Origin of the sequence: Stakelama portus, assembly GCF_003171655.1 — a bacterium.
Taxonomy (GTDB): Bacteria; Pseudomonadota; Alphaproteobacteria; order Sphingomonadales; family Sphingomonadaceae; genus Sphingomonas; species Sphingomonas portus.
Genome location: NZ_QFZL01000001.1, coordinates 931454 through 956861 on the forward strand (window position 1 = coordinate 931454; position 25408 = coordinate 956861).

Here is a 25408-nt window from a genome sequence, read left to right on the forward strand (position 1 = left end):
CATTGGAGTGTGATATGGCCCGCATCAACTATGTCGAACTGCCGGTGCGCGATGTGCCGGGGCTCAAGCAATTCTACACCCAGGCCTTTGGCTGGAGCTTCACCGATTTCGGTCCCGATTATGCCGGCATGACCGGCGGCGACGTCGATCTGGGCCTGAACGGCGATACCGATCAATGGACGGCGCAGCTGTTGCCGGTGATCGAAGTCGAGGATCTGGAAGCGGCGCTGGATCAGGTGCTGGCGGCGGGCGGTACGGTGACGCTGCCGATCTTCAGCTTTCCCGGCGGTCGGCGCTTCCATTTCAAGGACCCGCACGGGCATGAGCTCGGAGTGTGGAAGTCGGAAGCGCAGTGATCCCGCATGGCGGGAGCCCGGTCAGCGCTCGGTAAGGCGGGGCATCAGCTCGACGAAATTGCAGGGGCGGTGCCGGATGTCGAGCTGGTCCCTGAGGATGCCGTCCCAGCCATCCTTCACTGCTCCGGTGGAACCGGGCAGCGCGAACAGATAGGTGCCGCGCGCAACCCCGGCGGTCGCACGCGACTGGACCGTCGACGTGCCGATCGACTGAAAGCTCAACCAGCGGAAGAGTTCGCCAAAACCGGGAATTTCCTTTTCCCACACCATGGCGAAGGCTTCGGGCGTGACGTCGCGGCCGGTAACGCCGGTGCCGCCGGTCGAAATCACTGCATCGACACCCGGATTGTCGATCCAGATGTCGAGCTGCGCGGCGATCCGCACGGCATCGTCGGGAAGGATCATGCGATCCGCCAGCTCGTGCCCCGCTTCGGTAAGCCGTGCGACCAGCGTGTCGCCCGACCGGTCATCCTCCGGCCCGCGCGTATCCGATACCGTCAGAACTGCAATGCGAACCGGACGGAAGGGGATGTTCTCGTCAATTGGCACCGTTTGCCGCCGAAAAACCGGGAGCGGCGGTCACACGCACCGCCGCATCGCCGGGGAGACCCGGGAAGCGCGGCCACATGCCCTGCGCCAGCGCGGCGCGGCTGGCCGAAGCCTTGCCTTCCTGCCGCTCGTACATCCAGTAATTGCGCAGGACGATCATCACATATCCCCGCGTTTCCCAATAGGGGATGCTCTCGATATAGAGCAGCGGGTCGCCATTGTCGTGCGTGGTCGAATTCCATTCGGCCACCGGAGTCGGTCCGGCATTATAGGCCGCGATGACCTTGGGCAGCAGCCCGCCGGTGAAGGGGGAATCGCGCAGCTGCTCAAGATAGCTCTGCCCGATTTCCATGTTGACCGAGGGATCGGTGAGATCGGCATTGGCGTAATCGACTCCGTGCCGACGGCTGACGTCGATCGCCGCACCCTGCTTGACCTGCATCAGCCCCATCGCCCCCGCGGCGCTGCGGATATCGGAATTGAACCGCGATTCCTGCAGCGTGTGCGCATAGACGAGCGCGCGATCGACGCGCCATCCGCCGTCGGGCGTCCAGTTCGGAGCGGGATAGCGCGCCAGTTCGGCCTCGGACGTGCCGTTGGGCGCATTGTGCGACAGCCAGAGCTGAGTCGCCGGCAGGTTGAGTCGTCCGGCCAGGCGGACAAGCGCGGGATGTTCCTCGGCGGTTTCGAGCCGCGCCTGATGGCGCAACACTTCGTCCGCAAGGTCGTTTTCGCCGATTTCGGTCAACGCGGCGGCGACGCGGATATTGGGATAATGTTCGAGCGTCCGCCAATCCTGAACGACATAGGCTTCGCCATTGGCGGCGGCATCGAAAATGCCGAGCGCTTCCTGCGCAAGCATGCCGTAGAAGGTTTCGCCATATTGGGCGGCAGCCTTCAGGCTGGGCGACACCCGCTCGGGATGGCCGCACGCCATGTCCGCGCGCGACAGCCAGTACAGCCCCGCCGAACGCATATCGCCATCGGCGGCGCGCACGCTGACCGCATTGAACGCGGTCGCCGCGCCTTCGCAATCGCCCTGACGCCATGCCGCGAGCCCCTGAACCCAATCGCCCAGTGCCGCGAAATCGCCGACGCCCTGCTGCGCGAAGGCCGCCATGCGGCGGGCATTCGCGTCGTCATTCGCGGTATAATATATCCACGCGATCTTCTGTTGCCATTCGGTCAGTGCATCGGGCGGCAGATCGGCGGCAAATTGCCCCAGCAGCGCCTCGGCCCCGGCGCCGTCATCCTGTTTGATATAGGGCTGCATAGCGAGCACGACTTCGGTCGCGGCGCTGTTCGTGCTGATCGAGCGCAGCCGCTGGCGCACCGGCGCACCATTGTACCAGCGCAACGCCTGCTCATAGGGAAGCGCCGGCGTCGAGGTCGCGCCGCGCAGGTCGGCGAGGCGCGACAATTGCCCGGCCTGCGGCAATTCGGGCGCCTGAGCGAGCAGGTCGAGCAGCGGCTGAAGCTCGACGCGCGGCGACCCTGCGGCAGTATAGAGTTCGGCACGCGCAATGGGGTGGAGAATGCCGGGCCGCATCGCGTCGAGAAGCTGCGCCGCTTCGTCCCAGCGCTGTGCGCGGATCGCGGCGAACACTGCCGCATATTGGCGGCGCTGTTCGGCATTGAGCTGATCGGGAATGCCGTCATTGTCGCGCGCGTTCGCTGCGGCCTTGTCGCCGTCATGGGTCAGCGCCAGAACCGATGGGGGCAGTTCGAGCCCCTTGTCCCCGGCATGAGCCGCGGCGGGCATCGCCAGCGCAGCGGCAGCTAGAATGATACGCATCGTCACAGGCTGCTCCCCCGGATCAGCAACATTTGAAGGTTCTTCCAGGCGTCCGCCTTGTTGGCGGGATGCTTCAACAAAAATCGGGGATGAAGGCACGCCACTGCCGCCATTTTGCCCCGCGAATGGTTTACATAGCCTAAACCATCGTTCGCGTCCGCCCCGTCCGTCTCAAGCAGGAGTCGTTCCGTCGTACGACCGAGCAAAAGCAGCTGTTTCGGAGATGCGAGCGCAATGTGATGCCGGGCCAGGTCGGCAAGGCGCGTTTCGGAATCGGGCGGCAATTGGGTGGCGACCGGCGCCGCCCATGCCACCGGCGCGATATAGACGTCTGCGCGCGTCATCCCGATCGCCGCGAGCATCCGGTCGAACAGGCGCCCGGGGGCTCCGCCGATCAGTGCAGGTGATTCGCCATTTCCCGATTCGGGCATGTCGGTGACGATCATCAGCGGCGCCGAAGGATCGCCTTCGGGAGCGACGCGCGGTGCAAACCAGCCATTTTCGGGCGCATGTTCGCTCATCCGCCACGCCAGGAAGGATTCGAGGGTCTGAGGCAGCGGCTCCGGCGCAGCAGCCTCGCCGCCGCCGGTCGTCGCCGCCGTTGTTGCCGTAGCGGCGGCGGGCGGCGGCGCGCGCGTCAGCCAGTCGCGCGGCGCATCCTGCAACAGCATATCGACGCCGGCATCATGCCACCATTCCAGCGTACTCGCTGCCTCTGCTCGCCAGTCAAGAATTGGTTCTGCCCCCATAAGCCCTTTAGAATCCCGGGTTGACGTCGCGGTCAATCTGCCTTCATCCGGTCAGAGACAAGACGTGGCGGACACGCGACGACAGGCATAACGAGTGTCCCGGAAGGAGATGAGCATGAGCGAACGCGAGTCGATGCCCTATGACGTGGTGATCGTCGGTGCCGGTCCCGCCGGGCTGTCGGCGGCAATCCGGCTGAAGCAGCTTGCCAATGAGGCCGGCAGCGAACTGTCGGTCTGTATCCTGGAAAAAGGGTCCGAAGTCGGCGCGCATATCCTTTCGGGCGCGGTGATCGATCCCAAGTCGCTCGATGAATTGCTGCCGACCTGGCGCGACGACGGCTGCCCGCTGGCGCAGACGCCGGTGACCGAGAATATTCACTGGCATCTGTCGGCGAAGCATAAATCGTCGATGCCCAATTTCATGATCCCGCCCTTCATGAACAACAAGGGCACCTATACCGGATCGCTCGGCAATCTGTGCCGCTGGCTGGCGGGCAAGGCCGAAGAACTGGGCGTCGAGATTTTTCCGGGCTTCGCCGCTGCCGAAATCCTGTTCAACGACGATGGGTCGGTAAAGGGTGTTGCCACCGGCGACATGGGCGTTGCGCGCGATGGCGAGCACAAGCCCGATTATCAGCCCGGCCTCGAACTCCATGCCCGCTATACCCTGTTCGGCGAGGGGTGCCGCGGTCACCTGTCCAAACAGGTGATGCGCATGTTCGATCTGCGCAAGGATTGCGACCCGCAGATTTACGGCCTGGGCATCAAGGAATTGTGGGATATCGATCCGGCCAAGCATGTGCCGGGGCGTGTCATCCACACCCAGGGCTGGCCACTGGGCGAAGACGCCGATGGCGGCGGCTTCCTCTATCATCAGGCGGACGGGCAGGTGGCGCTCGGCTTCGTCACCTGGCTCAACTATTCCAATCCCTATCTCTCGCCGTTCGAAGAGATGCAGCGCTGGAAGACGCATCCGGCGATCGCGGAGATCCTCGCGGGCGCCAAGCGCGTTTCCTATGGCGCGCGCGCGATCAGCGACGGCGGGTTCCAGTCGGTGCCCAAGCTGGTGTTCCCGGGCGGCGCATTGATCGGCGACAGCGCCGGATTCCTGAACGTGCCGCGTATCAAGGGCACGCATACCGCGATGAAAAGCGGCATGATGGCCGCCGAAGCGGCGTTCGAAGCAGTCAAGGCGGATCGCAGCGCCGACGAACTGACGGCCTATCCCGCCGCCTATGAATCGAGCTGGGTTTATAAGGAACTGCGCATGGTGCGGAACACCGCGCCGCTGGTGAAGAAGTTCGGCGACGAATGGGGCACCATATTCGCGGGCATGACGATGTGGGCCGAATATCTGGGCATCCGCATGCCGTTCACCATGCACCACCACCCGGATCACGAAAGCCTGGTGCATGCCAGCCAGGCGAAACCGATCGCCTATCCCAAGCCCGATGGCGTGCTGACGTTCGACCGGCTTTCCTCGGTATTTCTGTCGAATACCAATCATGAGGAAGATCAGCCCTGTCACCTGACGCTCAAGGATCCGGACATTCCGATCGACTATAATCTGCCAGTGTACGCAGAGCCCGCGCAGCGCTATTGCCCTGCGGGTGTATATGAAGTCGTCGGCCTGGAAGAAGGAACCCCGCGGTTCCAGATCAATGCGCAGAATTGCGTCCATTGCAAAACCTGCGACATCAAGGACCCCACCCAGAACATCAACTGGGTCGTACCCGAAGGCGGCGGAGGCCCCAATTATCCCAACATGTAAATGGCTGGTATCGGCGCTGGCCCTGCTGACGATGGTCGGCGCAGGGCCGGCGCTGGCGCAGCAAGTCGACGGACGCGCCTATGTCCGCGCAATGGCTGCGGACGCGGACGGCGACGTGCGGACCGCGGTTGCCGCCTATGCCAATGCGCTGAACAATGCGCCCGACGACGAGATGGTTGCGCTGCGCGCCTATCGCGAAGGGCTTGCCGCCGGCGACGAGGCGCTGACGACGCGCGCGGCGCGGGTGCTGGCATCGGGCGAAGCGACGCCACCCGATGTTTCGCTCTATCTGCTGGCGGTCGCGGTGCGCGACAAGGACAGTATGGCGATCGACCGGCTGATGGCCGATATTGCCAAAGGGCCGTTCAATTTCATGCTGCCGTCGCTTCGCGCCTGGCAGGCATATGAAAATGGCGGCGATCCCTTCGCGCCGCTTTCCGAACCGAGCGACAGCGGGCTGGAGCGCCGTTTCAACGCCGAAAATCGCATGCTGCTGGGGCTGGCGACCGGCGATGTCGCCGTCGCATCGGGCGCCATCCGTGCGCTGATGGCGACGGGGCGGGGCAATCCCGATCTGGCGCTCGACGGTGCCGTCATCCTGGCATCGACCGGCCAGCGCGATGCCGCGCGCGCGCTGGCGATCGGCGCACAGGGCGAACTTTCCGAATATCTCCGGCGCATGGGACGGCAAAAGCCCGGCATGGCATTCGCGCTGTCGCGGATAATGCTGCGCGTCGCAGGGGATCTGGCGCATGAGGACGCAGTGGTGCTGTCGATCATGCTGACGCGGACCGGGCTGATGCTCGATCCGCTGGACGATCGGCTGCGGCTGTTGCTCGCCGACGCGCTTTCGCGCGACGGTGCCGACCAGGTCGCGCTCGAAGTGCTGGCGCAAATCCCCGCGTCCAGTCCGTTCGACGATGAGGCCCGGATCGTGTCGATCGACGTGCTCGCGCGCGCCGGGCGAACCGAGGAAGCGCTGACGCGCGCCCGGGAAATCGCCAACCGGCGCGGCGCGACGAGCGAGGACGCGCAAAGCTATGGCGACCTGCTGGCGGCGAACGAGCGCTACGAAGCCGCCGCGCAAGCCTATGCAATGGCGATTGCGCGTGCCGAAGGCTCCGCCAATTGGGTGTTGTATGTTTCGCGTGGCCGCGCGCTCGACGCGGCAGGGCATTGGGACGATGCGCTGGCGGCGCTGCGGCAGGCGGTGGCGCTGGCGCCGGATGAACCGGTGGCGCTCGACACGCTGGGACGCGCGCAGATCGAACGCGGCGTCAATCTGGCAAAGGCGACGAACCTGATCGAACGCGCACATGACCTGCGCCCCGACGATCCGCAGATTACCGATTCGCTGGGCTGGGCCTATTTCCTGCAAGGCGATGTCGATCGTGCGGTGCCGCTGCTGGAACTCGCGGCAAAGGGCGCGCCGGGAAGCACCGAGATCAACGAGCATCTGGGCGATGCCTATTGGCATGTCGGTCGCCGGTTCGAGGCGCGTTATGCCTGGCAGGCGGCTTCGGTCTATGCCGATGCCGAACAGAGCGCGCGGTTGCAGCGGAAAATCAGCCATGGCCCCGGCACGGCCATGGCCGCCGACTGATCCGAAATGATCGTCGAACAGGCGCGGGCCAAGCTCAATCTGGCGCTTCATGTCCGCGCGCGGCGCGCGGACGGCTATCATGAGCTGGTGACGCTGTTCGCTTTTGTCGATCATGGCGATGCGGTGTCGGTGAAAGCGAGCGATGCTCCCGCATTTGCGGTGAGCGGAGACTTCGCCGATGCCCTGGTCGGCGAAGCGGATAACCTCGTGCTCCGCGCCGAACATGCGTTTTGCGCGGTTTTCGGCATTGCGCAAACGCATGCGATCCATCTGGAAAAGCGATTGCCGGTGGCGTCGGGTATCGGCGGTGGATCGGCCGATGCGGCGGCGACGCTGCGTGCGCTTGCGCGGTTGCATGGCATTGCGGCCGATGACGCCCGTCTGTGGCAAATCGCCGACGATCTGGGGTCGGATGTGCCCGCCTGCCTTGCCAGCACGACTGTGATTGGAAAGGGGCGCGGGGAAAAGCTGCAGCCGATTGCAGGCGCGCCCGGCACTCCGGTGTTGCTGGTGAACCCCGGCATCGCGGTTTCGACCGGCGAGATTTTCCGACGCTGGGACGGCGCCGATGGTGGCGCGTTGCCGTCGGGACCGGTGATCGAAGTCGCCATGGCGTCGCGCAACGACCTTTATCCCCCCGCGCGGGAGATCGCGCCCGCGATTGGCGATAGTATCGCCTGGCTCGAAACAATGGCCGGAGTCCGGATGGTGCGGATGTCGGGTTCGGGAGCGACCTGTTTCGCGCTGTTCGACACCGCGGACGATTGCGCGGCGGCGCATCGGCGCGCGCGCGCAGAGCATCCTGATTGGTGGGCAGTCGCTACCCAATTGGTGTGAGCATTTACCAACGATCCTAACCCGCTGTTGACCAGCGTGCGGCTATGCCGTCGGGCAGCGGATCGAACGCCGGGAGCGCAACGTCCGTCGGTGGTCCCCGCTTCGGCGGGCGCCATCCCCGGTGACAAGCCGGCCAACATGCGGCACATGCCGCTGCGATGATTCACCTGACACGCGAAGGCCATATCGCCCTGTTGACGCTCGACCGGGCGGCTGCGCGCAATGCCATTCCGGTTTCGGGCTGGGACTCGCTCGCCGCCGCCGTGACCGAAATCGCCGCGAGCGACGCACGCGCGGTGATCCTGCGTTCCGCCGCACCGGGGATTTTCAGCGCGGGCGCGGATATCGGCGAGTTCGACACGCTGCGCAACGACCCCGATCAGCGAACCCGCTTCCGCCGTGCGATGCGCGCGGCGATGGATCCGCTGGCGGCGTTGCCGATGCCGGTAATCGCGGCGATCGATGGGGGATGCTATGGCGCGGCAGTCGCGCTCGCACTCGCATGCGACTTTCGCATCGGCGGCGGCGCGGCGGAATTCGCAGTGACCCCGGCGAAGCTCGGCATCGGCTATCCGCGCGAGGATGTCGCCCGGCTTGCGGCCCAGGTGGGGAAGGGGCAGGCTGCCCGGATGCTGTTCACCTGTGAAATCATCGACGCGATCGATGCCGAGAAAATCGGGCTGATCGAGCTGCGGACCGAAGATGCCATACCGCTCGCCACGGCCTTTGCCGATCGCATTGCCGCCAACGCGCCCGAGGCGGTGCGCCTGCTCAAGCGCACGCTCGGTGATCCGCGGCAACAGGCGCATGACATGGATTTCGAAGCGAGCTTCGGCGGCACCGAATTTGGCGAGGGGCTGGCGGCATTCCGAGCGCGGCGGCGACCGAGCTACTGATGGCGCCCGAAGTCCTTAACGGCCACGACACGGGCCTGCTGGTCATCTGCGATCATGCGTCGTCGCATGTTCCGGACGACATCGATCTCGGCGTCACTCTGGACCCGGACGATTTGTATCAGATGCATATCGCGGTCGATACGGGCGCCCGGGACGTCGCAAAACGGCTCGCCGAGGGTTTCGATGCACCGGCGGTGCTCGCCACAGTGTCGCGCCTTGTCATCGACCTGCATCGCGAGCCTGACCATCCCAGGCTGATCCCCACCGAAAGCGACGGTTGGGATATTCCGGGCAATATCGGTGCCGATCGCGCGGCGCGGATCGCGCGCTTTTACGATCCTTATCACGAAGCAATCGCCGAACGCGTGGCAGCCGATCAGCCCGAACTGATCGTTTCGATCCACAGCTTCACGCCCAGGCTGGCGACCAGCGATGCTGCGCGGCCGTGGACGGTCGGCATCCTCTACAATCAGGACGAACGTGCCGCGCGGATCGCAATCGACTGGTTGCGCGGGCAAGGGCTGGAGGTGGGCGACAACGAGCCCTATTCGGGCAAGCTGCTCAACGCGACGCTCAATCGCCATGGCGAAGCGCATGGCATCCCCTATCTGGCCGTCGAAGTCCGGGCGGACGGTATCGCCGATCCCGATGGCGTCCGCCTCTGGGCCGCGCGGATGCAACAAATGATCGGATTTGTGCGCAATAGCCTTGCGTCCGAAGGGTCTCCCGCGACATAGGCGTTCGCGCCATGACCAATCGTTTCGATAAAAGCCGGCTTCCGAGCCGCCATGTAACCGTCGGCCCCGAACGCGCGCCGCACCGCAGCTATTATTATGCGATGGGCCTCGATGAGGCCGATATCGCCAAGCCGTTCGTCGCGCTCGCCAGTGCGGGCAATGACAGCGCGCCGTGCAACACCACGCTCAACGCCCAGGCCGATGCCGCGCGACAGGGCGTGATCCAGAATGGCGGCACGCCGCGCCGGTTCAACACCATCACCGTCACCGACGGCATCGCGATGGGGCATCAGGGGATGAAATCCTCGCTCGTCAGCCGCGAGATCATCGCCGATTCGGTCGAGCTGAGCGTGCGCGGCCATTGCTATGACGCGCTGGTCGGCTTTGCCGGGTGCGACAAATCGCTGCCGGGCATGATGATGTCGATGCTGCGGCTCAATATCCCGTCGATCTTCGTCTATGGCGGGTCGATCCTGCCGGGCCGGTATCAGGACAAGGACGTCACCGTCGTCGACGTGTTCGAAGTGGTGGGCAAATTCGCCGCCGGGACCTGCCCGATTTCCGAAGTCCATGCGCTCGAAAAGGTCGCATGCCCGGGCCATGGTGCCTGCGGCGGCCAGTTCACTGCCAACACCATGGCGTGCGTGGGCGAGGCGATTGGCCTGTCGCTGCCCAATTCGAACATGGTGCCCGCGCCCTATTCGACGCGCGAGCAGATCGCGGTTGCGGCGGGGCATCAGGTAATGGAACTGATCGAGCGCAATCTGCGCCCGCGCGACATCTGCACGCGCGAAGCCTTTATCAACGCCGCGCGCGTGGTGGCGGCGACCGGCGGATCGACCAATGCGGCGCTGCACCTGCCGGCAATGGCGAATGAAGCCGGGATCGAATTCGATCTGCACGATGTTGCGGAAGCCTTTAAATCAACGCCTTACATCGCGGACCTCAAACCCGGCGGCAATTATGTCGCCAAGGATATGTATGAGGCCGGCGGCGTCTATATGCTGATGAAGACGATGCTCGAAGGCGGGTATCTCGACGGCAATTGCCTGACCGTCACCGGCAGGACGCTGGGCGAGAATATCGACCAGGTCAGCTGGAACCCCGACCAGAAGGTAATTCACGACATCAGGACGCCGCTGTCGCCGACCGGCGGCGTGGTCGGCCTGACCGGCAGCCTTGCCCCCGAAGGTGCGATCGTAAAGGTGGCTGGTCTGGCACGGCTTGAGTTCGAAGGGCCGGCGCGGGTGTTCGATTGCGAGGAAGATGCGTTCGCCGCAGTCGAAAAGCGCGAGATCAACGAAGGCGAAGTGATCGTGATCCGCTATGAAGGGCCCAAGGGCGGCCCGGGCATGCGCGAGATGCTGTCGACCACGGCGGCGCTCTATGGCCTTGGCATGGGCGAAAAGGTCGCGCTGATCACCGACGGTCGTTTTTCGGGCGGGACGCGCGGTTTCTGTATCGGCCATGTCGGCCCGGAAGCCGCCGAGGGCGGGCCGATCGCACTGGTCGAAAATGGCGACCCGATCCGCATCGATGCCGTGGCCGGGACGATCGACCTGCTGGTTGCCGACGATGTCCTCGCGCAACGCCGGGCGGCGTGGAAGCCGCGCGTCAACGACTATCAGTCGGGCGCGCTGTGGCGCTATACCCAGACGGTCGGTCCTGCCTATAAGGGTGCGGTGACGCATCCTGGAGCCAGCGCCGAAACGCATGTCTACGCGGACATCTGATCCGGCACGGCTTCTCTGTGTCGCCTTGTTGCTGCTTGCGGGCTGCGACTCGCAGCTGCGCGACAAGACCGACGAGGTCAGCGAACAGGCCAATCGCGAGGCGATGGCGAAAGCCGAAGGAAAGATCCTGTGCGCGCCCGATGGCGCCACAGGCTTTTCGCGCGTGTGCACGATCGACCGGACTCCCACCCAGGACGGCCTCTATCTGACGATCCGCCAGCCAAGTGGCGGTTTCCGCCGCCTGCTTGTTACCAATGACGGACGTGGCGTGATCGCCGCCGACGGGGCGGAGCAAAGCGTGGTAACGCCGATCAGCGACAGCGAGATCGAAGTCGCCGTGGGGAAAGATCGCTATCGCCTGCCCGCCACCGTGAAACCGATGGCGGCACAATGATTCCTACGGGTGTCGCTGTCGTCACTGCCGACGCCATGCGCGCCGCCGAGGAGGCCGTTTTCGCCGGCGGCGTTTCCCAGATCGACCTGATGGAGCGCGCCGGCGCGGCGGTGGCGCGCGAAGCATTGCGCTTTGCGATGCTCCGGCCGGTGCTGGTGCTCGCGGGGCCGGGCAATAATGGCGGTGACGCCCATGTCGTTGCCCGGCTGCTCGCCGCGGCCGGGCTGGATGTCGTGGTCGCGGCCTGGGGCGAACCCAAGCCGGGTGTCGCGGCGGAAATGCGTGCGCGCTGGACCGGGCGAACGGTCCCGATCGGGAAGGCCGAACCGCGCCCGGTTCTGATTGACGGGCTGCTCGGCATCGGCAAGGCGCGACCCTTTGCGCCCGATCTGGCGGCCCAGCTGAAAAAACTGTGCGACGGAGCCGAGTTCGTCCTGTCGATCGACATTCCCAGCGGGTTCGATACCGACAGCGGCGATGCGCTGGGATCGCCGCTGCACGCGCATTGCACGGTCGCGCTCGGTGCGCTCAAACCCGTGCACTGTATCGGCGAAGGGCGCGAAAAGAGCGGCGCTGTGCTCTGTGCGGATATCGGCATTCCGGTCGAATCGGCATGGCGAAGCTTGACGCGCCCGAAACTGGCAACGCCGCCGCCGGACGCCAATAAATATACGCGCGGACTTGTCGTCGTGATCGAAGGTGCGATGCCCGGCGCTGCGCGGCTCTGCGCAAGGGCCTCGATGGCAAGCGGCGCGGGCTATGTTGTCCTGACCGGCAGCGATCCGGGCGAGGGGCCGCCCGACGCGATCGTGCGCCGGCGGATCGGCTCGCAGCAGGCACTCGCGGCATTGCTCGACGATGATCGTATCGGTGCCGTCGTCTTCGGCCCCGGCCTGGGCCGCGAGGGCGATGCCGCGCGCTGGCTCGACACCGTGCTGGCGTGCCGCCATCCGCTCATCCTCGATGGCGACGCGCTGAGCCTGCTCGGCGAATCCGCCGCACGGCGCGTTTCGGATCGTGGCGCGGCGACCTGGCTTACGCCGCATTCGGGGGAGTTCGAACGCATGTTCGGCGCCGCCGACGAGAGCAAGATTATCCGCACGTTGCACGCCGCCAAAGCCAGCGGTGCGACGATCCTGCACAAAGGCGCTGATACTGTGATCGCCGTGCCCGATGGACAGGCGATCCTTTCCGCGAACGCTTCGGTCTGGCTGTCGACCGCAGGGACGGGCGATGTCCTGGCCGGCATTCTGGCCGCACGCATTGCCGCTGAACCGGCATCGCCGCTGGATGCTGCAGGCGCTGCAGTGTGGCTTCATGGCCGCGCCGCCCATTATTGCGGACCCGCGCTCCATGCCGACCGCTTGATCGACGCGCTGCCCATCGCCATAGCCGATTGCCTGTGACTCAGGAAATCATCGAATATGTGGCCTCACGCGGTGACGGCGTGACGCAATCGGGGCGCCATGTCGCGCTGGCGGCGCCGGGGGATCGCGTCAGTGCCGACGGCATTGTGACGCCGGGCCCGCACCATCGCGAGCCGCCATGCCGCCACTTTCCCGAATGCGGCGGTTGTCAGTTGCAGCATCTCGACGATGCCGCATGGTCCGATTTCATCGTCCAGCGGATATCCGGTGCGCTCACCGCGCATGGCATTACCACCGACGTTCGCGCGCCCGCACTATCGCCGCCACGCACGCGCCGCCGGGCGACGCTTCATGCCGAACGGCGGGGGCGGCAGGTGCATCTGGGCTTTACGCGTCAGACCAGCCATCATCTGATCGATCTTTCCGAATGCTGGGTGCTCGCGCCCGAATTGTTCGCGCTGATCGCACCGTTGCGCGGCTTGCTCGCCTCGATGCTCGGACGGTCGCGCGCCGAAGTGCAGCTGACGCTGGTCGATCAGGGTGTCGATGTCTGCGTTTCCGGCGTGCAGGCGGAGGGGCTGAGCAATGCAGAGGCGCTGACCGGCTTTGCCGGACGGCACCGGCTTGCCCGGCTTTCGATCGACGATGGCTATGGGCCCCAGCCGCGCTGGGAGCCCGAGCCGGTTACCGTGACGCTGGGCGGAGCGCCCGTGCCGTTCCCGGTCGGGGCCTTTCTGCAGGCGACGGCAGAGGGCGAGGCCGCGCTGGTTTCCGCCGTGCAGGAAGCGGTGGGCGAAGCGGGCGCGGTGGCCGATCTGTTCGCCGGGCTCGGCACCTTCGCGCTCTCGTTCCCGAACGCCAAAGTCTATGCCGCCGAAGGCGCGCGCGACGCTTTATTGTCGCTGAAGGGCGGGGCCGGGCGCGCCCAGCGGATGATGCTGGCCGAACATCGCGACTTGTTCCGCCGCCCGTTGATGGTGGAGGACATCAACCGGTTCGATGCGATCATCCTCGATCCGCCGCGCGCCGGCGCGAAGGACCAGATTGCCGAGCTGGCGAAGGCAGCCGCACCCGTGATCGCATATGTTTCCTGTAATCCCAGCACCTTCGCGCGCGATGCTGAGATGTTACAGGACGGTGGCTATCGCCTCGAATGGGTACAGCCGGTGGGCCAGTTCCGCTGGTCGACGCATGTCGAGGTGGCGGCGAAGTTCGTGCGTCAGGCCTGACGCAACAACGTGATCTTCGCCTTGCCGTGCACGCGTTCGGCATCGATATCGAACCCGGCGAGGCTGACCGCCTCGTCGCGTGCGGTTTCGATGCTGATCCATGTGGCGGGTCCGGTCCAGCCAAGCCGCGAGAGCTTGTCGAGCGCGACCACGCCCGCGCCGCTGCCATAGGGCGGATCCATCAGGATGACGTCGAGCGGCGCAGCGGCCGGGCCGAGCGCCAGCACCGACGTCGCCCGGATGTCCGCCCGGATACTCAGTTTTTCGGCATTGGCACGCAACGCATCGAGCGCCGCGCGATCCTGTTCGACGAACAGGCAGGACGCGGCGCCACGTGACAGCGCCTCGAAACCCAGCGCGCCCGACCCCGCAAAGAAGTCGCCGACCGCGAGCCCTTCGAAATCGCCCAGGCGGCTTGCGAGCATCGAAAACAATGCCTCGCGCGTGCGATCGGCGGTCGGCCGTGTCGCCTGACCCTTGGGCGCTATCAGCGGCCTGCCGCGCATCGATCCGGCAATGATCCGCATCAGCGCCTCGGCCCGCGCGGACGCGGCGGACGCTTGCCGGGCGCTCCGGTGCGCGCTCCGGTACGCGGGCGGGTCGAACGGGGCGTGTCGCCCTGCGGGCCATTTTCCCCGGTACGCACGGGACGTTTGCCCGGTGCAGGCTTAGGCCCGCGCACCGAGCGCGGCTTGCCCGTGTCCGCCGCCGCGTCGGCGGTGCGGACGGGCCGGTTGGCAGGCTTGCCCCGCTGCGGCCGATCCTCGACACCTTCGGGGCGCGGACGGCGGCGGTCGTCGGCGCGTGCTGTCGGACGAGCATCCTTTTTGGCGGGCGCCCCGCCGGATTTTGCAGCAGCGCCGGGGCGTGCCGCCTTGCGTCGCGGATCGGTGTCGGTGCGGCTCGGCTTTGGCGCTTCGGGCGCTTTGGCTACCGGCGGAACATAGGGTTTATGGGCGAGCTGGAGATTGGACGCCGCCTTGCCGCCACCGGGCGCGTCGAGCGTCTTGCGGAAAAGCACCAGATCATGCTGTCGCACTTCATCGACGGCGCCGGTCGGCAGATCGGCGAGCAGGAACGGGCCGTATCGCGTGCGGATCAGGCGCGAAACCTGAAGCCCCAGATGTTCCAGCACCCGGCGAACCTCCCGATTCTTGCCTTCGGTCAGGGTCAGTTCGATCCAGACATTGGCACCGGTCCGGCGCTCCATATTGGCATCGATCGGGCCGTATCGGACACCGTCGATCTCGACTCCGTCCATCAGCTCCTCAAGCTGCGCCTGCGTTACGTCGCCATAGGCGCGGGCGCGATAGCTGCGTTCGACACCGCTTGCGGGCAGCTCGAGCTGGCGCTTGAGACCGCCGTCGGTGGTCATCAGCAACAGCCCCTCGGTGTTGAGGTCGAGTCGACCGACCGGAATGACGCGGGGCAGGTCGCCGGGCAGCCGGTCGTAAATCGTCGCGCGGCCCTTGGGATCGTTCGCCGCGGTCAGCACGCCCGCTGGCTTGTGAAAGCGGAACAGCCGTGCGGGAGCGGGCGCCTGAACCGGCTTGCCGTCCACGGTGACGCCACGCAGCGACGTGAGCAGTGTAGCCGGCGTATCGAGCGTAACGCCGTCGATGGCGATACGCCCTTCGGCGATCATGCGTTCGATCTCACGGCGCGACGCAATTCCGGCACGGGCCAGCAGCTTCGCGATTCGTTGCGCTTCTCGGGGCTTTGATAGGGACACGGGGCGTGCCTATAGCCAGTTTGTCGCCGCCAGCCAAAGCAATGCGAACAGGGCGATCGGTCGCTGACGAAAAAATGATCGAAATCGCGTTCGGTGCGTTGCGAGAGGGAAAGGGTGGTGCTGCATAAAATGTTGTTCGGAAAGAAGAAGCGTCACCTCGCGCGGCTGCTGGTGGTCGAGGACGAACCGCTGATCGCATTCGACACCGAACATTATCTGGGCGACGAGGGATTCGAAGTGGTCGCGACGGTGGATTCGGTCGCGCATGCCGTACGCGTGATCGCGACTGAAGATGTGCTGCACCTCGTGCTGGTCGATGTGAATCTTGCCGATGGCAGCGGTCTCGACGTCGCGCGCGAAGCGATGGCGCGTGACATTCCGGTGCTGTTCGTCACTGGTCATTTCCCGGGCGAAGCCGAAGCGCTCGCTTCGGGCTTCCTCGCCAAACCCTATCAGCAGCGCGATCTGTTGCTCGCCATCGAAGCGATCGAGGCGATGGTCCTGGGCGAAAAGCCCCGCCGCCTGCCGCCGCGTTTCAGCCTGTTCGACCGCGCGGCCTGACAGGCTTGCCCCAATCTGCGCTTTGCTTCGCGGCATTTGGCGTTAGGGTCTGCGCCGGATCGGGGAAGGGGAGCCACGCATGCAGGCTGACGCGCAGCACAAGTCGAGATATTATGGCGGTGCGCTGATTGCGCTGGCGGCGGTTTTGCTGCTGCTGGCGCTGCCTTGGCTGACGATTACACTTGACGGCGCGACTGTTACGGCGCGCGGGATTGACCTCATTACCGGCACAGCCGCGCGCGGCGAGGATGCCGCGCTGCTCGCCCCTTCGATGACCTTTATTCTCGGCCTGGCGATCGTGGTCGTGACGATCGGTTTTGGGCTGTTCGGCCGCGCGATCGGTGGGGCAAGCATGTTGCTGGCGGGCACGGTGGTGGGCGGCTGCGTTGTTGCGATCGCAGTGCTCTACACCATGTTCGCAGGGCCGGGGCCGTTGCGAGAGGCTATCGTGCATCCCGCATCCGGCCTGTTGCTCGCATCGGTCGCGTTCATAGCTGCATTTTTCGCCGCCAAGCGGGCCGCACCCGCCCGCTGGCGTGAAGGACTGCCGCAAGGAGTCGCGCCCTATTTCGAAACCGGGCCGCTGGCGGCGCTGGCGCTCGGTATCTCATCGGGGTTTCCCTACGCGATGATCGGCGCGACGCTTACCACGCGACTGGCGCAGGATGGGATCACCAAATCGACGGTCACCGCCTTCGCGCTGGCGTTTCTCGTCTACAATCTCAAATGGATGTGGGCGTGGATTGTCGACGGGGTGCGCATCCCGCTGCTCGGCCACCTCGGTCAGCGCGTTTCGTGGCTGATCGTGTCCGGCGCGTTCGTGATTGCCGCCGTGATCAATCTCGCGCTGTGCGATCCGTCGGCAGACATCGCCTATATGGCGCTTTCGGCAGTGCTGGTGGGGATCGCGGGCTCGACTTTCGACATCGTGATCGACGCCTATCGCATCGAAATCCTCGAACCACGCCAGCTGGGCGTGGGATCGGGCATGTCGCAATATGGCTGGCGGATCGGCAGCGCGGGCGCAGGCGCCATCGCACTGGTCGTCGCGGCACGCGGCGGATGGGAACTGGCCTATATCGCCTGCGCGATGCTGGCGCTGCCGGCGGTGTTCACCGGCCTGATCGTGGGCGAGCCGCCCCGCCGCAAGGTGACGATCGCGCGGCGTGGCGTCGCCGAAGTGGCCAAATCGGTATGGGGACCATTCGCGCAATTCTTCATGCGCCAGGGCGCGGTCCTCGTGCTGATCTTCATTCTGGTCCACAAGATCGGCGACACGCTGAGTCAGCTAACCGTACGGTTGCTCTTCGATGACCTGGGATTCACCAACGACGAGATTGCCTTTTACGACGTTGGTGTGGGCTTTCTTGCCTATCTGATCGGCATCTTTGCCGGTGGCTTTCTGTATGCGCGCATGGGGATGAAGCATTCGGTGCTGCTCAGTCTGGTGCTGATGGCGGTATCGAACATCAGCTTTGCGGGGCTGGCCGCGCTGGGCCATTCGAACCTGGGCATGGCCGGCGCGATGGCGTTCGAGAATTTCGCCAGCGGGTTCGGCGGCGTGGTAGTGGTGGCCTATTTCTCGGCCCTGACCGATCTGCGGTACACCGCTGCGCAATATGCCCTGATCTCGGCAGCGGCGAGCATTGTCGGCCGCTTCATTTCGGGCACCACGGCCGGCGCGATGATCGAAGCGATCGGATATGTGAACTTCTATCTGTTCACTTTCTTCATTGCGATTCCCGGCGTGCTGATCTTCTGGTGGATGATTCACACCGGGCTGGTCGACCGTTCGATCGGCAGCGCGGGTGTGGAAGGCGAACAGGAGTAATAGCGATACCCCGGTCTTCCGACGCAGCGGTCGAACCCGCATAATGGCGATCTATATCGCGACGTTGCTGGTGCAGATATTCTGCATCGTCCATGTGATCCGCAATGGGCGCAACGGCCTGTGGGTGCTCGCGCTGATCTTTCTTCCGCTGGTCAGTGCGATTGTCTATTTTCTGGTCGAAATTCTGCCGGGAAGCGGCGCCAATCGCCATGTTCGTGCGGCGCGGGCCCGCGCGGTCCAGACGTTCGACCCGCAGCGCGAATTGCGCGAGGCGCGCGATCAGCTCGACCTTGCCGACACTGTCGCGAACCGGGTTCGCGTCGCCGATGCACTGGCCGGGCTGGACCGCTGGGACGAAGCGGTCCCGCTTTACCGGGAGGCGCTGTCGCGCAGCGCCGGCGGCGATGCCGCTATCCAGGCGCGGCTCGCAAAAGCGTTGTTCGAAGCCGGCAAGACCCAGGCGGCGTTGGACGAACTCGACGCGCTCGAACCCGCGACGATCCAGAGCGATCGCGACCAGCGCATGTTGCTGCGCGCCCGTATCCTGGAGGATATGGGCCGCGAAGAAGAGGCGCTGCCGCTCTACGCCGATGTCGCCACGCGCTATCCCGGTGAAGAAGCGCGCTGCCGCTATGCGGCGCTGCTGATCCGGCTTGGCCATGACGGTGAAGCCCTGGCCGTGCTCGAGGAAGTCGAGAGCCGGATGAAGCGGCTGGACCGCCGACAACGCGCCGCCGATGCCGGCATGTACCGCTGGGCGATGGACGAGCTGCGCAAATTGCGCGCGTCAGGGCTCCAGCGGTAGCGCGAGATCGGCGAAGCTTTCGGACAGCGCATGGGCAGTCGCCAGCACGCCGTCGACGCCACGCGTGCCGAGCAGATCGTCGAGCAACAGCCCGGCGGCGGCGCGGTTAAGCCGTACCTTGCCGAGTATGGCGAGCACGGCACCTTCCGCAGCCGTCATCCGCGGGCAGCACCAGGGCGCGATCTGGATCGGGCGGGACGATGCGACCGACATTTCCTGCATCAGCGCGCGCAGCAATAGCAGCGGACGGCGGAAATCCTTGCCGAACGCCATGACGAAAGCGTGTGCGGCGCAGGCATCGTTCAGACCGTTCGCGCCCATTTGCCGTACGCCGAAGAGGAGCAGGCGCGCGCCGGGATCGTCGGGTTGCATCACCGGGAGCGCGTCGGCGAGTGTCTTGGTAGCGGCGTGGTTCACGAATCTGTCTCCTCTCGCGCTGTTGGGAGAGAAGTGTCGCTAACACGCTATTGCAAGTCAATCGCAATAATAATCAGTCGGGCAATTCCGCGTTCGCGGTGAGGACGGTGCCCGCAAGATAGAGCGAGCCGAGGATCAGAACGACCGGTGGGATCCCATGCGGATCGCAGCGACTGCTTGCGATCCGCACTGCGTTCGTCACGTCCGGCGCGGTTGCCGTGAACGAAATTCCCGCGGCATGGGCGGCGCGGGAAAGCTCGGCGGGGGCATGATGGGCATGGCCCGGCACTGGCACGGCGATCAGGCCGTCGGCGAGCGGCGCCAGCGGATCGAGCAGTCCCGCCATATCCTTGTTCGCGAGCATGCCGAGGATCAGCTGGATCGGGCGGCGATGCCCCGAAGGCGTGGCGGCGATGCCGCCGATCGCATCGGCAATCGCCTGACCCGCGGCGGCATTGTGCCCGCCATCCAGCCAGAGCGGAACGTCATCGGGCAGCATTGCGGTCAGCGGACCCGCGCCGAGCCGCTGCATCCGCGCTGGCCAGCGAGCACGCGCGCTGGCCACTGCAAGCGCGTCATCGTGTACCGGCACAGCCTGTTGATGCCGCAGCATCGCGACGGCGAGCGCCAGATTGCCTGGCTGATGCGGCCCGGCAAGCATGGGCAGGGGGAGCCGCAGTTGCCCCTTTGCGTCGGAATACAGGATATGTTCGTCGGCGACGCGATAGCGCCAGTCGCTTCCTTCGGCATGCAATTGCGCCCCCGCAGCCTCAGTCACTTCGGCGACGCGCGCTGCGACGGACGGGGGGTACTGCATCGTCACCATCGGAACGCCCGCCCGTGCGATACCTGCTTTCTCGGCCGCGATTCCCTCCGGAGACGTGCCCAGAAACGCTTCGTGATCGACGCCCAGCTGCGCGATTCCCGTGGCGGCGGGGCGGGGAATGACATTGGTGGCGTCAAGCCGTCCGCCAAGCCCCACTTCGATCACGCAGGCATCGGCAGGCGTGCGTGCGAAGGCGAGCAGCGCGGCGGCAGTCGTCACTTCGAAAAAGCTCGCCCCGATATTGCCGCCGCGTGTCGCGGCATCGAGCGCTTCGTCGAGCAGTGCGGCAAGCGCGGCGTCCTCGATCAGCTTGCCCGCGATGCGAATCCGCTCGTTGAAACGAACCAGATGCGGGCTCGAATAGACATGGACGCGGTAGCCTTCCGCCTCCAGCGCGGCGCGCAGGAAGGCACAGGTCGATCCCTTGCCATTGGTGCCGGCGACATGGAACACCGGCGGCAGCCGCTCCTGCGGGTTGCCGAGCCTGTCGAGCAATTCGGTGATGCGACCAAGCCCCAGCACGTCCGCACCGGGGGACAGCGCCATCAGCCGGTCGAGCTGGCGCTGCACGTCAGGATCGGAGGATGTCGCGTGATCCGGCACGAAATGCCCCGCAATGTGCGAGCGGCTGGCGCGTCAGGCAGCCGCCTTTTGCGCGCCAAGCAAGTCGATCAGCTGGCCCAGCGTATCGCGCAGATCCTTGCGATGGACGACCATGTCGACCAGCCCGTGATCGCGATAATATTCGCTCGTCTGGAAATCGTCGGGCAGCTTTTCGCGGATCGTATTTTCGATCACCCGGCGACCGGTGAAGGCCAGCGTCGCGCGCGGCTCGGCGATCTGGACATCGCCCAGCATCGCATAGGCCGCCATGACGCCGCCCGAGGTCGGATCGGTGAGGACGACGATATAGGGCAGTCCGGCATCGTGCAGCATCTGGATCGCCACGGTGCTGCGCGGCATCTGCATCAGGCTCAAAATGCCTTCCTGCATGCGCGCGCCGCCCGACGCGGCGAAGATGATATAGGGGCAGCGCGCCGCGATCGCGGCTTCGCAACCCGCGACGAACGCTTCGCCGACCGCCAGGCCCATCGATCCGCCCATGAACGCGAAATCCTGAACCCCGACGACGGCCGGGTTGCCCAGGATGAAGCCCTTGGCATTGATCAGGGCGTCCTGTTCCTCGGTACTGGCGCGCGCCGCCTTCAGCCGGTCGACATAGCGTTTGGAGTCGCGGAATTTGAGCGGGTCCTCCGCCACCTGCGGCATGGCGAGCAGCGAATAGTCGCCCGAATCGAACAGCATCGCGAAGCGTTCCTTCGGCCCGATCCGGTCATGATGCTCGCAATGCGGGCAGACATGGAGGTTTTCCTCCAGTTCCTTGGTGAACACCATCGTCCCGCATCCCTTGCACTTGTGCCAGAGATTGTCGGGCGTCTCGCGCTTGGTGACATAGGCGAGCGCGTTGCGGACGCGGCCGAGCCAGGTCGGGCTGGTGCTCATACGGTTTCCTTTCGCGCGGCCATCATGGCCGACTTGAGCGATTCGATATAGGCACGGACCGGCTCTGCGGCATCCGCGCCATGTTCGGCGACCAGATCGACGATCGCCGAGCCGACGACAACCCCGTCGGCAGTTTTCGCGACATCGGCGGCCTGTTGCGGCGTGCGAATGCCGAAACCGACGGCAACGGGCAAGTCCGTCGCGGCCTTGAGCTTCGCGACCGCTTCTTCGATCGTGGTCTGCGCGGCCTGCTGCATCCCGGTGATCCCGGCGACCGAGACATAATAGAGAAAGCCCGATGCGCCGTTCAGGACCGCGGGCAGCCGCGCGGCATCGGTCGTCGGCGTGGCGAGGCGGATCACGTCGATTCCCGCGTTGCGGAACGCTTCGACTTCGTCGGTTTCCTCGGGCGGGATATCGACGATGATCACGCCATCGACGCCGGCTTCTGCTGCTTTGGCCGCAAATTCGCCGGGCGTGGGCCGCGTCATCGTGTTGGCATAGCCCATCAGGACGAGCGGGAAATCGGGATGGCGCTGGCGGAAGGAAGCCGCGATCGCGAGCACGTCCCTGGTTTTCGTGCCCGCGGCCAGACTGCGCAAATTCGCGGCCTGAATGGCGGGGCCGTCGGCCATCGGGTCGGTGAACGGCATGCCGAGTTCGATCACATCCGCGCCCCCCGCGACAAGCGCGTCGAGGATCGCGCCGGTGGCGTCCGGCGTGGGATCGCCGGCGGTGACGAAGGTGACAAGCGCGGCGCGACCGGACGAAAAAGCGACGGAGAGACGAGTCATTTCTTCGGATTCCAGATAGCGGCTACGATACCGCCAAAGGCCGCGATAGCGACCGCATAGGGTGCGAGGTCAGGCGCGACAGTATCACGGCCCATCACCACAAAAGCCAGTGCCGAAAGAATGAACCCGACGGGCAAGCCGATCAGAAAGAAGACCAGCCCACGGAGTGGTGACAAACTCATATCTCCACTCCCAAGGCCTCGGCGACGGTGAAGATATCCTTGTCGCCGCGGCCCGACAGATTGACCACGACAATCTGATCCTCGTTCATTTCCATGCACTTGTCGGGCAAAGCGGCCAGTGCATGCGAGCTTTCGAGCGCGGGGATGATCCCCTCGAGCTTGCAGCAGAGCTGGAACGCCTCAAGCGCCTGTGTGTCAGTGATCGGCACATAGTCGACGCGGCCGCTTTCGTGGAGCCAGCTATGTTCGGGGCCGATGCCGGGATAGTCGAGCCCCGCCGAGATGCTGTGCGCCTCGGTAATCTGGCCGTCTTCGTCCTGGAGCAGATAGGTGCGGTTGCCGTGGAGGATGCCGGGGCTGCCACCCATCAGGCTGGCGGCGTGCTTGCCCGTTTCAATGCCATGGCCCGCCGCTTCGATACCGAGCATCTTTACGTCGGGATCGTCGAGGAACGGGTGGAACAGCCCGATCGCATTCGATCCGCCGCCAACCGCCGCGACCAGCAGGTCGGGCAGGCGCCCCTCGCGCTTCAATATCTGTTCGCGCGCTTCCTTGCCGATCACGCTCTGAAAATCGCGGACCAGTTCGGGATAGGGGTGGGGCCCTGCGGCAGTGCCGATGATGTAAAAGGTGTCGTGGACGTTCGCGACCCAGTCGCGCAGCGCCTCGTTCATTGCATCCTTCAGCGTCTGGGCGCCGCTGGTCACCGGTTGCACTTCGGCGCCCAGCAGTTTCATGCGGAAGACGTTGGGCTTTTGCCGCTCGACATCGGTCGCACCCATGAAAATGGTGCAGGGCAGGCCGAAGCGCGCCGCCACCGTCGCGGTCGCGACGCCGTGCTGGCCCGCGCCGGTTTCGGCGATGATCCGCGTCTTGCCCATGCGGCGGGCGAGCAGGATCTGGCCGATGCAATTGTTGATCTTGTGCGCGCCGGTGTGATTGAGCTCTTCGCGCTTGAAATAGATTTTGGGACCTTTCCCCGCTGGCGCCTGCGCGCGCAGATGCTCGGTCAGCCGCTCGGCATAGTAAAGCGGACTGGGGCGACCGACGAAATGTTCGAGCAGATCGTCGAATTCCGCCTGAAACGCCGGATCGGCTTTCGCCGCGCGATATTCACGCTCAAGATCGAGGATCAGCGGCATCAGCGTTTCGGCGACGAAACGCCCGCCAAACTGGCCGAAATGGCCGCGCGCGTCGGGATAGGATCGCAGGGAGTTGGGCAGGGTGCTGGCTTCGGTCATGCTGGGTTCCGGATAGAGACAGAGAGATGGGGTCGCTTCGATGGAAAAGCGATCAGCGCCATCGCGTCTCGTGGCGGGCCGTGCAGGCGGTCAGCGTCAACATTGCGCCACGGCTTTGCAGAAGGCCGCGATCTTGTCCACATCCTTGACGCCCGGCGCGCTTTCCACGCCCGACGAGACATCGACCATGCGCGCGCCGGTTAGTTGAATGGCGGGAACGACATTTTCCGGAGTCAACCCGCCCGCCAGGATCCAGGGAACCGGGTGACGACGTCCCCGGAGCATGGCCCAATCGAATCGCAATCCCATTCCGCCGGGCAACAGCGCGTCATCCGGCGTTTTGGCATCATAGAGAACATGATCGACCGGGATGCCGGCATAGCGATTTGCCGAATCGAGATCGGACGCGCGGCGAACCGAGATAGAGGGCCATACCGAATAGCCGCGAGAACCGAGCGCGGCCACGCGCGCAAATTCGGTTTTGTGCAATTGGAGAATGTCGATCCCCGACGCCTTGATCGCGGCGTCGATCAATCCGTCATCGGGATCGACGAAGACACCGACCTTTTGCACATGCCCCGGCACGCGGGCGGCAAGGGCAGCGACCTGCTCGAAACCGACATTCCTGGGCGAGGGAGGGAAGAAGACGAAGCCGACATGGCTGGCGCCGCCGGCAATCGCCGCGTCAATCGCTTCGGGCGTCGATACGCCGCATATCTTTACCGAGACTCGCATGGAACAGCGCCTATAGGCCCCGCGGCGTACAAGCAGAAGTGCAGGCTTTGTTACGCCTGCGATCCATGTTCAGCGTGAAGAAAGGTCGCGGCTGGCAACCATATTTGCTCAGCGGCGTTTACACCCGCGACAAATCGAACGGTCAGAGGGGCTTATGGAACAGCTGGAAAGCTTTATCGAGCGTCGCAACAGCACGGGAATGGCACTGGTGTTCCTTGCCGTCGGCCTTGTCATCGTTGCCACCGGCTATGGTGTCGGCAGCGCGATCACCGAAGTGGTCGATACGCTCGTCGCCTGATGCGCGGGCGCCGGACGGGCTAATCGGCCTCGAACATCGCGACCGCACCGTAATTGGCGCCATGTTTCCGATAGACTGCGAAACAGACGATCAAGAGGCCGTTTTCGGGCGTGCCGTATAAGCGACAACGCCCCTTCGTCGCCTCAAACGCTTCGCCGTCTCCGATGGTGACTGCATCTATGGTGATGTCGGTCTCCTCCCCGGGATGGCCGCGAAATACCAAAAGCTGACGATCGCCCCGGAAAAAGGTGACGCGGTTGCCGCGCTCAATCACCGCACGATTGCATTCGGGCACCGCGACATCGCGGGCGGAGTCGCGATTGCGCAATATTCCCGCCAGCGGAGCGTTGGTTTCGCATCGGCCGGTCACAACCAAAGGCGGGGACGAACCATCCTGCGCATGCGCGACAGGAATGATCCAGGCTGCGGCACAGATCGCCGCGATGCAAAATCGGCGCATGGACTCC

27 protein-coding genes are annotated in these 25408 nt (G+C 65.1%); 14 read left to right on the forward strand and 13 right to left on the reverse strand.

Annotation, left to right across the window (positions count from 1 at the left end):
• Positions 1–14: 14 nt before the first annotated feature.
• The gene (locus DKB74_RS04345) at positions 15–356 is read left to right on the forward strand and encodes a VOC family protein (RefSeq protein WP_109806831.1); all 342 of its coding nucleotides are present in this window, start codon (positions 15–17) and stop codon (positions 354–356) included.
• A 21-nt stretch (positions 357–377) separates the two neighbouring features.
• On the opposite strand, the gene moaB is transcribed toward DKB74_RS04345, so the two are convergent.
• Genes moaB through DKB74_RS04360 form a run of 3 tightly spaced genes read right to left on the reverse strand, consistent with a single transcriptional unit; the run spans position 378 to position 3449 of the window.
• Complete coding sequence (gene moaB / locus DKB74_RS04350; protein ID WP_109806832.1) at positions 378–905, reverse strand: molybdenum cofactor biosynthesis protein B; 528 nt, start codon at positions 903–905, stop codon at positions 378–380.
• A complete protein-coding gene (locus DKB74_RS04355; RefSeq protein WP_164497901.1) occupies positions 895–2700 on the reverse strand; it encodes a lytic transglycosylase domain-containing protein in 1806 nt (601 codons plus the stop codon). Before DKB74_RS04355 ends, moaB begins: the two co-directional genes overlap by 11 nt.
• A gap of 2 nt (positions 2701–2702) precedes the next feature.
• Positions 2703–3449, reverse strand: a complete 747-nt coding sequence (locus DKB74_RS04360; protein WP_109806833.1) for a uracil-DNA glycosylase family protein — start codon at positions 3447–3449, stop codon at positions 2703–2705.
• Between the two features lie 115 nt (positions 3450–3564).
• Between DKB74_RS04360 and DKB74_RS04365 the strand changes: the two genes are divergently transcribed.
• The 9 genes from DKB74_RS04365 (at position 3565) to DKB74_RS04405 (ending at position 14016) form a co-directional block, all read left to right on the forward strand.
• Entirely contained in the window at positions 3565–5220 is a 1656-nt protein-coding gene (locus DKB74_RS04365; protein ID WP_109806834.1) for an electron transfer flavoprotein-ubiquinone oxidoreductase, read from the forward strand.
• Between the two features lie 31 nt (positions 5221–5251).
• On the forward strand, positions 5252–6823 hold the full coding sequence (locus tag DKB74_RS04370) for a tetratricopeptide repeat protein (protein WP_161956794.1): 1572 nt from the start codon (positions 5252–5254) through the stop codon (positions 6821–6823).
• A gap of 6 nt (positions 6824–6829) precedes the next feature.
• The gene (locus tag DKB74_RS04375) at positions 6830–7660 is read left to right on the forward strand and encodes a 4-(cytidine 5'-diphospho)-2-C-methyl-D-erythritol kinase (protein ID WP_109806836.1); all 831 of its coding nucleotides are present in this window, start codon (positions 6830–6832) and stop codon (positions 7658–7660) included.
• A 158-nt stretch (positions 7661–7818) separates the two neighbouring features.
• Entirely contained in the window at positions 7819–8556 is a 738-nt protein-coding gene (locus DKB74_RS04380) for an enoyl-CoA hydratase/isomerase family protein (protein ID WP_109806837.1), read from the forward strand.
• A complete protein-coding gene (locus tag DKB74_RS04385; protein WP_109806838.1) occupies positions 8556–9293 on the forward strand; it encodes an N-formylglutamate amidohydrolase in 738 nt (245 codons plus the stop codon). The genes DKB74_RS04380 and DKB74_RS04385 overlap by 1 nt, the downstream gene beginning before the upstream one ends.
• Positions 9294–9304: 11 nt before the next feature.
• The gene (gene ilvD / locus DKB74_RS04390) at positions 9305–11026 is read left to right on the forward strand and encodes a dihydroxy-acid dehydratase (protein ID WP_109806839.1); all 1722 of its coding nucleotides are present in this window, start codon (positions 9305–9307) and stop codon (positions 11024–11026) included.
• On the forward strand, positions 11007–11420 hold the full coding sequence (locus tag DKB74_RS04395; RefSeq protein ID WP_239987363.1) for a hypothetical protein: 414 nt from the start codon (positions 11007–11009) through the stop codon (positions 11418–11420). Before ilvD ends, DKB74_RS04395 begins: the two co-directional genes overlap by 20 nt.
• Entirely contained in the window at positions 11417–12826 is a 1410-nt protein-coding gene (locus tag DKB74_RS04400) for an NAD(P)H-hydrate dehydratase (protein ID WP_109806840.1), read from the forward strand. The genes DKB74_RS04395 and DKB74_RS04400 overlap by 4 nt, the downstream gene beginning before the upstream one ends.
• Positions 12823–14016: a class I SAM-dependent RNA methyltransferase gene (locus tag DKB74_RS04405; protein WP_109806841.1), complete on the forward strand. Its 1194-nt coding sequence runs from the start codon at positions 12823–12825 to the stop codon at positions 14014–14016. The genes DKB74_RS04400 and DKB74_RS04405 overlap by 4 nt, the downstream gene beginning before the upstream one ends.
• Here DKB74_RS04405 and rsmD read toward each other — a convergent pair.
• Together rsmD and DKB74_RS04415 are read right to left on the reverse strand one after the other, a co-directional pair.
• Complete coding sequence (rsmD, locus tag DKB74_RS04410) at positions 14007–14543, reverse strand: 16S rRNA (guanine(966)-N(2))-methyltransferase RsmD (protein ID WP_109806842.1); 537 nt, start codon at positions 14541–14543, stop codon at positions 14007–14009. The two genes, DKB74_RS04405 and rsmD, sit on opposite strands and share 10 nt — an antisense overlap.
• The gene (locus DKB74_RS04415; RefSeq protein ID WP_109806843.1) at positions 14543–15748 is read right to left on the reverse strand and encodes a pseudouridine synthase; all 1206 of its coding nucleotides are present in this window, start codon (positions 15746–15748) and stop codon (positions 14543–14545) included. Before DKB74_RS04415 ends, rsmD begins: the two co-directional genes overlap by 1 nt.
• Positions 15749–15877: 129 nt before the next feature.
• On the opposite strand from DKB74_RS04415, the gene DKB74_RS04420 reads away from it, so the two are divergent.
• From DKB74_RS04420 to DKB74_RS04430, 3 genes are all read left to right on the forward strand, one after another.
• On the forward strand, positions 15878–16309 hold the full coding sequence (locus tag DKB74_RS04420) for a response regulator (RefSeq protein ID WP_109807121.1): 432 nt from the start codon (positions 15878–15880) through the stop codon (positions 16307–16309).
• 412 nt (positions 16310–16721) lie between these two features.
• On the forward strand, positions 16722–18140 hold the full coding sequence (locus DKB74_RS04425; RefSeq protein ID WP_109807122.1) for an MFS transporter: 1419 nt from the start codon (positions 16722–16724) through the stop codon (positions 18138–18140).
• A gap of 43 nt (positions 18141–18183) precedes the next feature.
• Positions 18184–18945, forward strand: a complete 762-nt coding sequence (locus DKB74_RS04430) for a tetratricopeptide repeat protein (RefSeq protein WP_109806844.1) — start codon at positions 18184–18186, stop codon at positions 18943–18945.
• Here DKB74_RS04430 and DKB74_RS04435 read toward each other — a convergent pair.
• The 7 genes from DKB74_RS04435 to DKB74_RS04465 all read right to left on the reverse strand — a co-directional run bounded on the left by DKB74_RS04435 (position 18928) and on the right by DKB74_RS04465 (position 24643).
• Positions 18928–19362, reverse strand: coding sequence for a DUF6628 family protein (locus DKB74_RS04435; protein ID WP_239987364.1), 435 nt, complete (start codon positions 19360–19362; stop codon positions 18928–18930). The genes DKB74_RS04430 and DKB74_RS04435 overlap by 18 nt on opposite strands.
• Positions 19363–19435: 73 nt before the next feature.
• A complete protein-coding gene (locus tag DKB74_RS04440; RefSeq protein WP_193504356.1) occupies positions 19436–20791 on the reverse strand; it encodes a bifunctional folylpolyglutamate synthase/dihydrofolate synthase in 1356 nt (451 codons plus the stop codon).
• Positions 20792–20824: 33 nt separating this feature from the next.
• On the reverse strand, positions 20825–21691 hold the full coding sequence (accD, locus tag DKB74_RS04445) for an acetyl-CoA carboxylase, carboxyltransferase subunit beta (protein WP_109806845.1): 867 nt from the start codon (positions 21689–21691) through the stop codon (positions 20825–20827).
• Entirely contained in the window at positions 21688–22485 is a 798-nt protein-coding gene (gene trpA, locus DKB74_RS04450) for a tryptophan synthase subunit alpha (protein WP_109806846.1), read from the reverse strand. The genes accD and trpA overlap by 4 nt, the downstream gene beginning before the upstream one ends.
• Positions 22482–22667, reverse strand: coding sequence for a hypothetical protein (locus DKB74_RS04455; protein WP_109806847.1), 186 nt, complete (start codon positions 22665–22667; stop codon positions 22482–22484). The genes trpA and DKB74_RS04455 overlap by 4 nt, the downstream gene beginning before the upstream one ends.
• Positions 22664–23908 carry a tryptophan synthase subunit beta gene (gene trpB, locus DKB74_RS04460; RefSeq protein ID WP_109806848.1) on the reverse strand — a complete coding sequence of 415 codons (1245 nt, stop codon included), beginning with the start codon at positions 23906–23908 and terminating at the stop codon, positions 22664–22666. The genes DKB74_RS04455 and trpB overlap by 4 nt, the downstream gene beginning before the upstream one ends.
• Positions 23909–24004: 96 nt before the next feature.
• Complete coding sequence (locus DKB74_RS04465; RefSeq protein ID WP_109806849.1) at positions 24005–24643, reverse strand: phosphoribosylanthranilate isomerase; 639 nt, start codon at positions 24641–24643, stop codon at positions 24005–24007.
• Positions 24644–24797: 154 nt separating this feature from the next.
• Here DKB74_RS04465 and DKB74_RS18685 point away from each other — a divergent pair, with 154 nt between their 5' ends.
• Positions 24798–24941 carry a hypothetical protein gene (locus DKB74_RS18685; protein WP_154670828.1) on the forward strand — a complete coding sequence of 48 codons (144 nt, stop codon included), beginning with the start codon at positions 24798–24800 and terminating at the stop codon, positions 24939–24941.
• A gap of 19 nt (positions 24942–24960) precedes the next feature.
• On the opposite strand, the gene DKB74_RS04470 is transcribed toward DKB74_RS18685, so the two are convergent.
• Positions 24961–25401, reverse strand: coding sequence for a hypothetical protein (locus DKB74_RS04470; RefSeq protein WP_109806850.1), 441 nt, complete (start codon positions 25399–25401; stop codon positions 24961–24963).
• Positions 25402–25408: the final 7 nt, after the last annotated feature.

Excerpts from the sequence above, each read along its gene's own strand:
- DKB74_RS04345 (WP_109806831.1), top strand. The coding sequence starts at position 15 with ATGGCCCGCATCAACTATGTCGAACTGCCGGTGCGCGATGTGCCGGGG.
- DKB74_RS04355 (WP_164497901.1), bottom strand. The coding sequence starts at position 2,700 with ATGCGTATCATTCTAGCTGCCGCTGCGCTGGCGATGCCCGCCGCGGCT.
- DKB74_RS04360 (WP_109806833.1), bottom strand. The coding sequence starts at position 3,449 with ATGGGGGCAGAACCAATTCTTGACTGGCGAGCAGAGGCAGCGAGTACG.
- DKB74_RS04365 (WP_109806834.1), top strand. The coding sequence starts at position 3,565 with ATGAGCGAACGCGAGTCGATGCCCTATGACGTGGTGATCGTCGGTGCC.
- DKB74_RS04370 (WP_161956794.1), top strand. The coding sequence starts at position 5,252 with ATGGTCGGCGCAGGGCCGGCGCTGGCGCAGCAAGTCGACGGACGCGCC.
- DKB74_RS04375 (WP_109806836.1), top strand. The coding sequence starts at position 6,830 with ATGATCGTCGAACAGGCGCGGGCCAAGCTCAATCTGGCGCTTCATGTC.
- DKB74_RS04380 (WP_109806837.1), top strand. The coding sequence starts at position 7,819 with ATGATTCACCTGACACGCGAAGGCCATATCGCCCTGTTGACGCTCGAC.
- DKB74_RS04385 (WP_109806838.1), top strand. The coding sequence starts at position 8,556 with ATGGCGCCCGAAGTCCTTAACGGCCACGACACGGGCCTGCTGGTCATC.
- ilvD (WP_109806839.1), top strand. The coding sequence starts at position 9,305 with ATGACCAATCGTTTCGATAAAAGCCGGCTTCCGAGCCGCCATGTAACC.
- DKB74_RS04395 (WP_239987363.1), top strand. The coding sequence starts at position 11,007 with ATGTCTACGCGGACATCTGATCCGGCACGGCTTCTCTGTGTCGCCTTG.
- DKB74_RS04400 (WP_109806840.1), top strand. The coding sequence starts at position 11,417 with ATGATTCCTACGGGTGTCGCTGTCGTCACTGCCGACGCCATGCGCGCC.
- rsmD (WP_109806842.1), bottom strand. The coding sequence starts at position 14,543 with ATGCGGATCATTGCCGGATCGATGCGCGGCAGGCCGCTGATAGCGCCC.
- DKB74_RS04420 (WP_109807121.1), top strand. The coding sequence starts at position 15,878 with ATGTTGTTCGGAAAGAAGAAGCGTCACCTCGCGCGGCTGCTGGTGGTC.
- DKB74_RS04425 (WP_109807122.1), top strand. The coding sequence starts at position 16,722 with ATGTTCGCAGGGCCGGGGCCGTTGCGAGAGGCTATCGTGCATCCCGCA.
- DKB74_RS04430 (WP_109806844.1), top strand. The coding sequence starts at position 18,184 with ATGGCGATCTATATCGCGACGTTGCTGGTGCAGATATTCTGCATCGTC.
- accD (WP_109806845.1), bottom strand. The coding sequence starts at position 21,691 with ATGAGCACCAGCCCGACCTGGCTCGGCCGCGTCCGCAACGCGCTCGCC.
- trpA (WP_109806846.1), bottom strand. The coding sequence starts at position 22,485 with ATGACTCGTCTCTCCGTCGCTTTTTCGTCCGGTCGCGCCGCGCTTGTC.
- DKB74_RS04455 (WP_109806847.1), bottom strand. The coding sequence starts at position 22,667 with ATGAGTTTGTCACCACTCCGTGGGCTGGTCTTCTTTCTGATCGGCTTG.
- trpB (WP_109806848.1), bottom strand. The coding sequence starts at position 23,908 with ATGACCGAAGCCAGCACCCTGCCCAACTCCCTGCGATCCTATCCCGAC.
- DKB74_RS04465 (WP_109806849.1), bottom strand. The coding sequence starts at position 24,643 with ATGCGAGTCTCGGTAAAGATATGCGGCGTATCGACGCCCGAAGCGATT.
- DKB74_RS18685 (WP_154670828.1), top strand. The coding sequence starts at position 24,798 with ATGGAACAGCTGGAAAGCTTTATCGAGCGTCGCAACAGCACGGGAATG.
- DKB74_RS04470 (WP_109806850.1), bottom strand. The coding sequence starts at position 25,401 with ATGCGCCGATTTTGCATCGCGGCGATCTGTGCCGCAGCCTGGATCATT.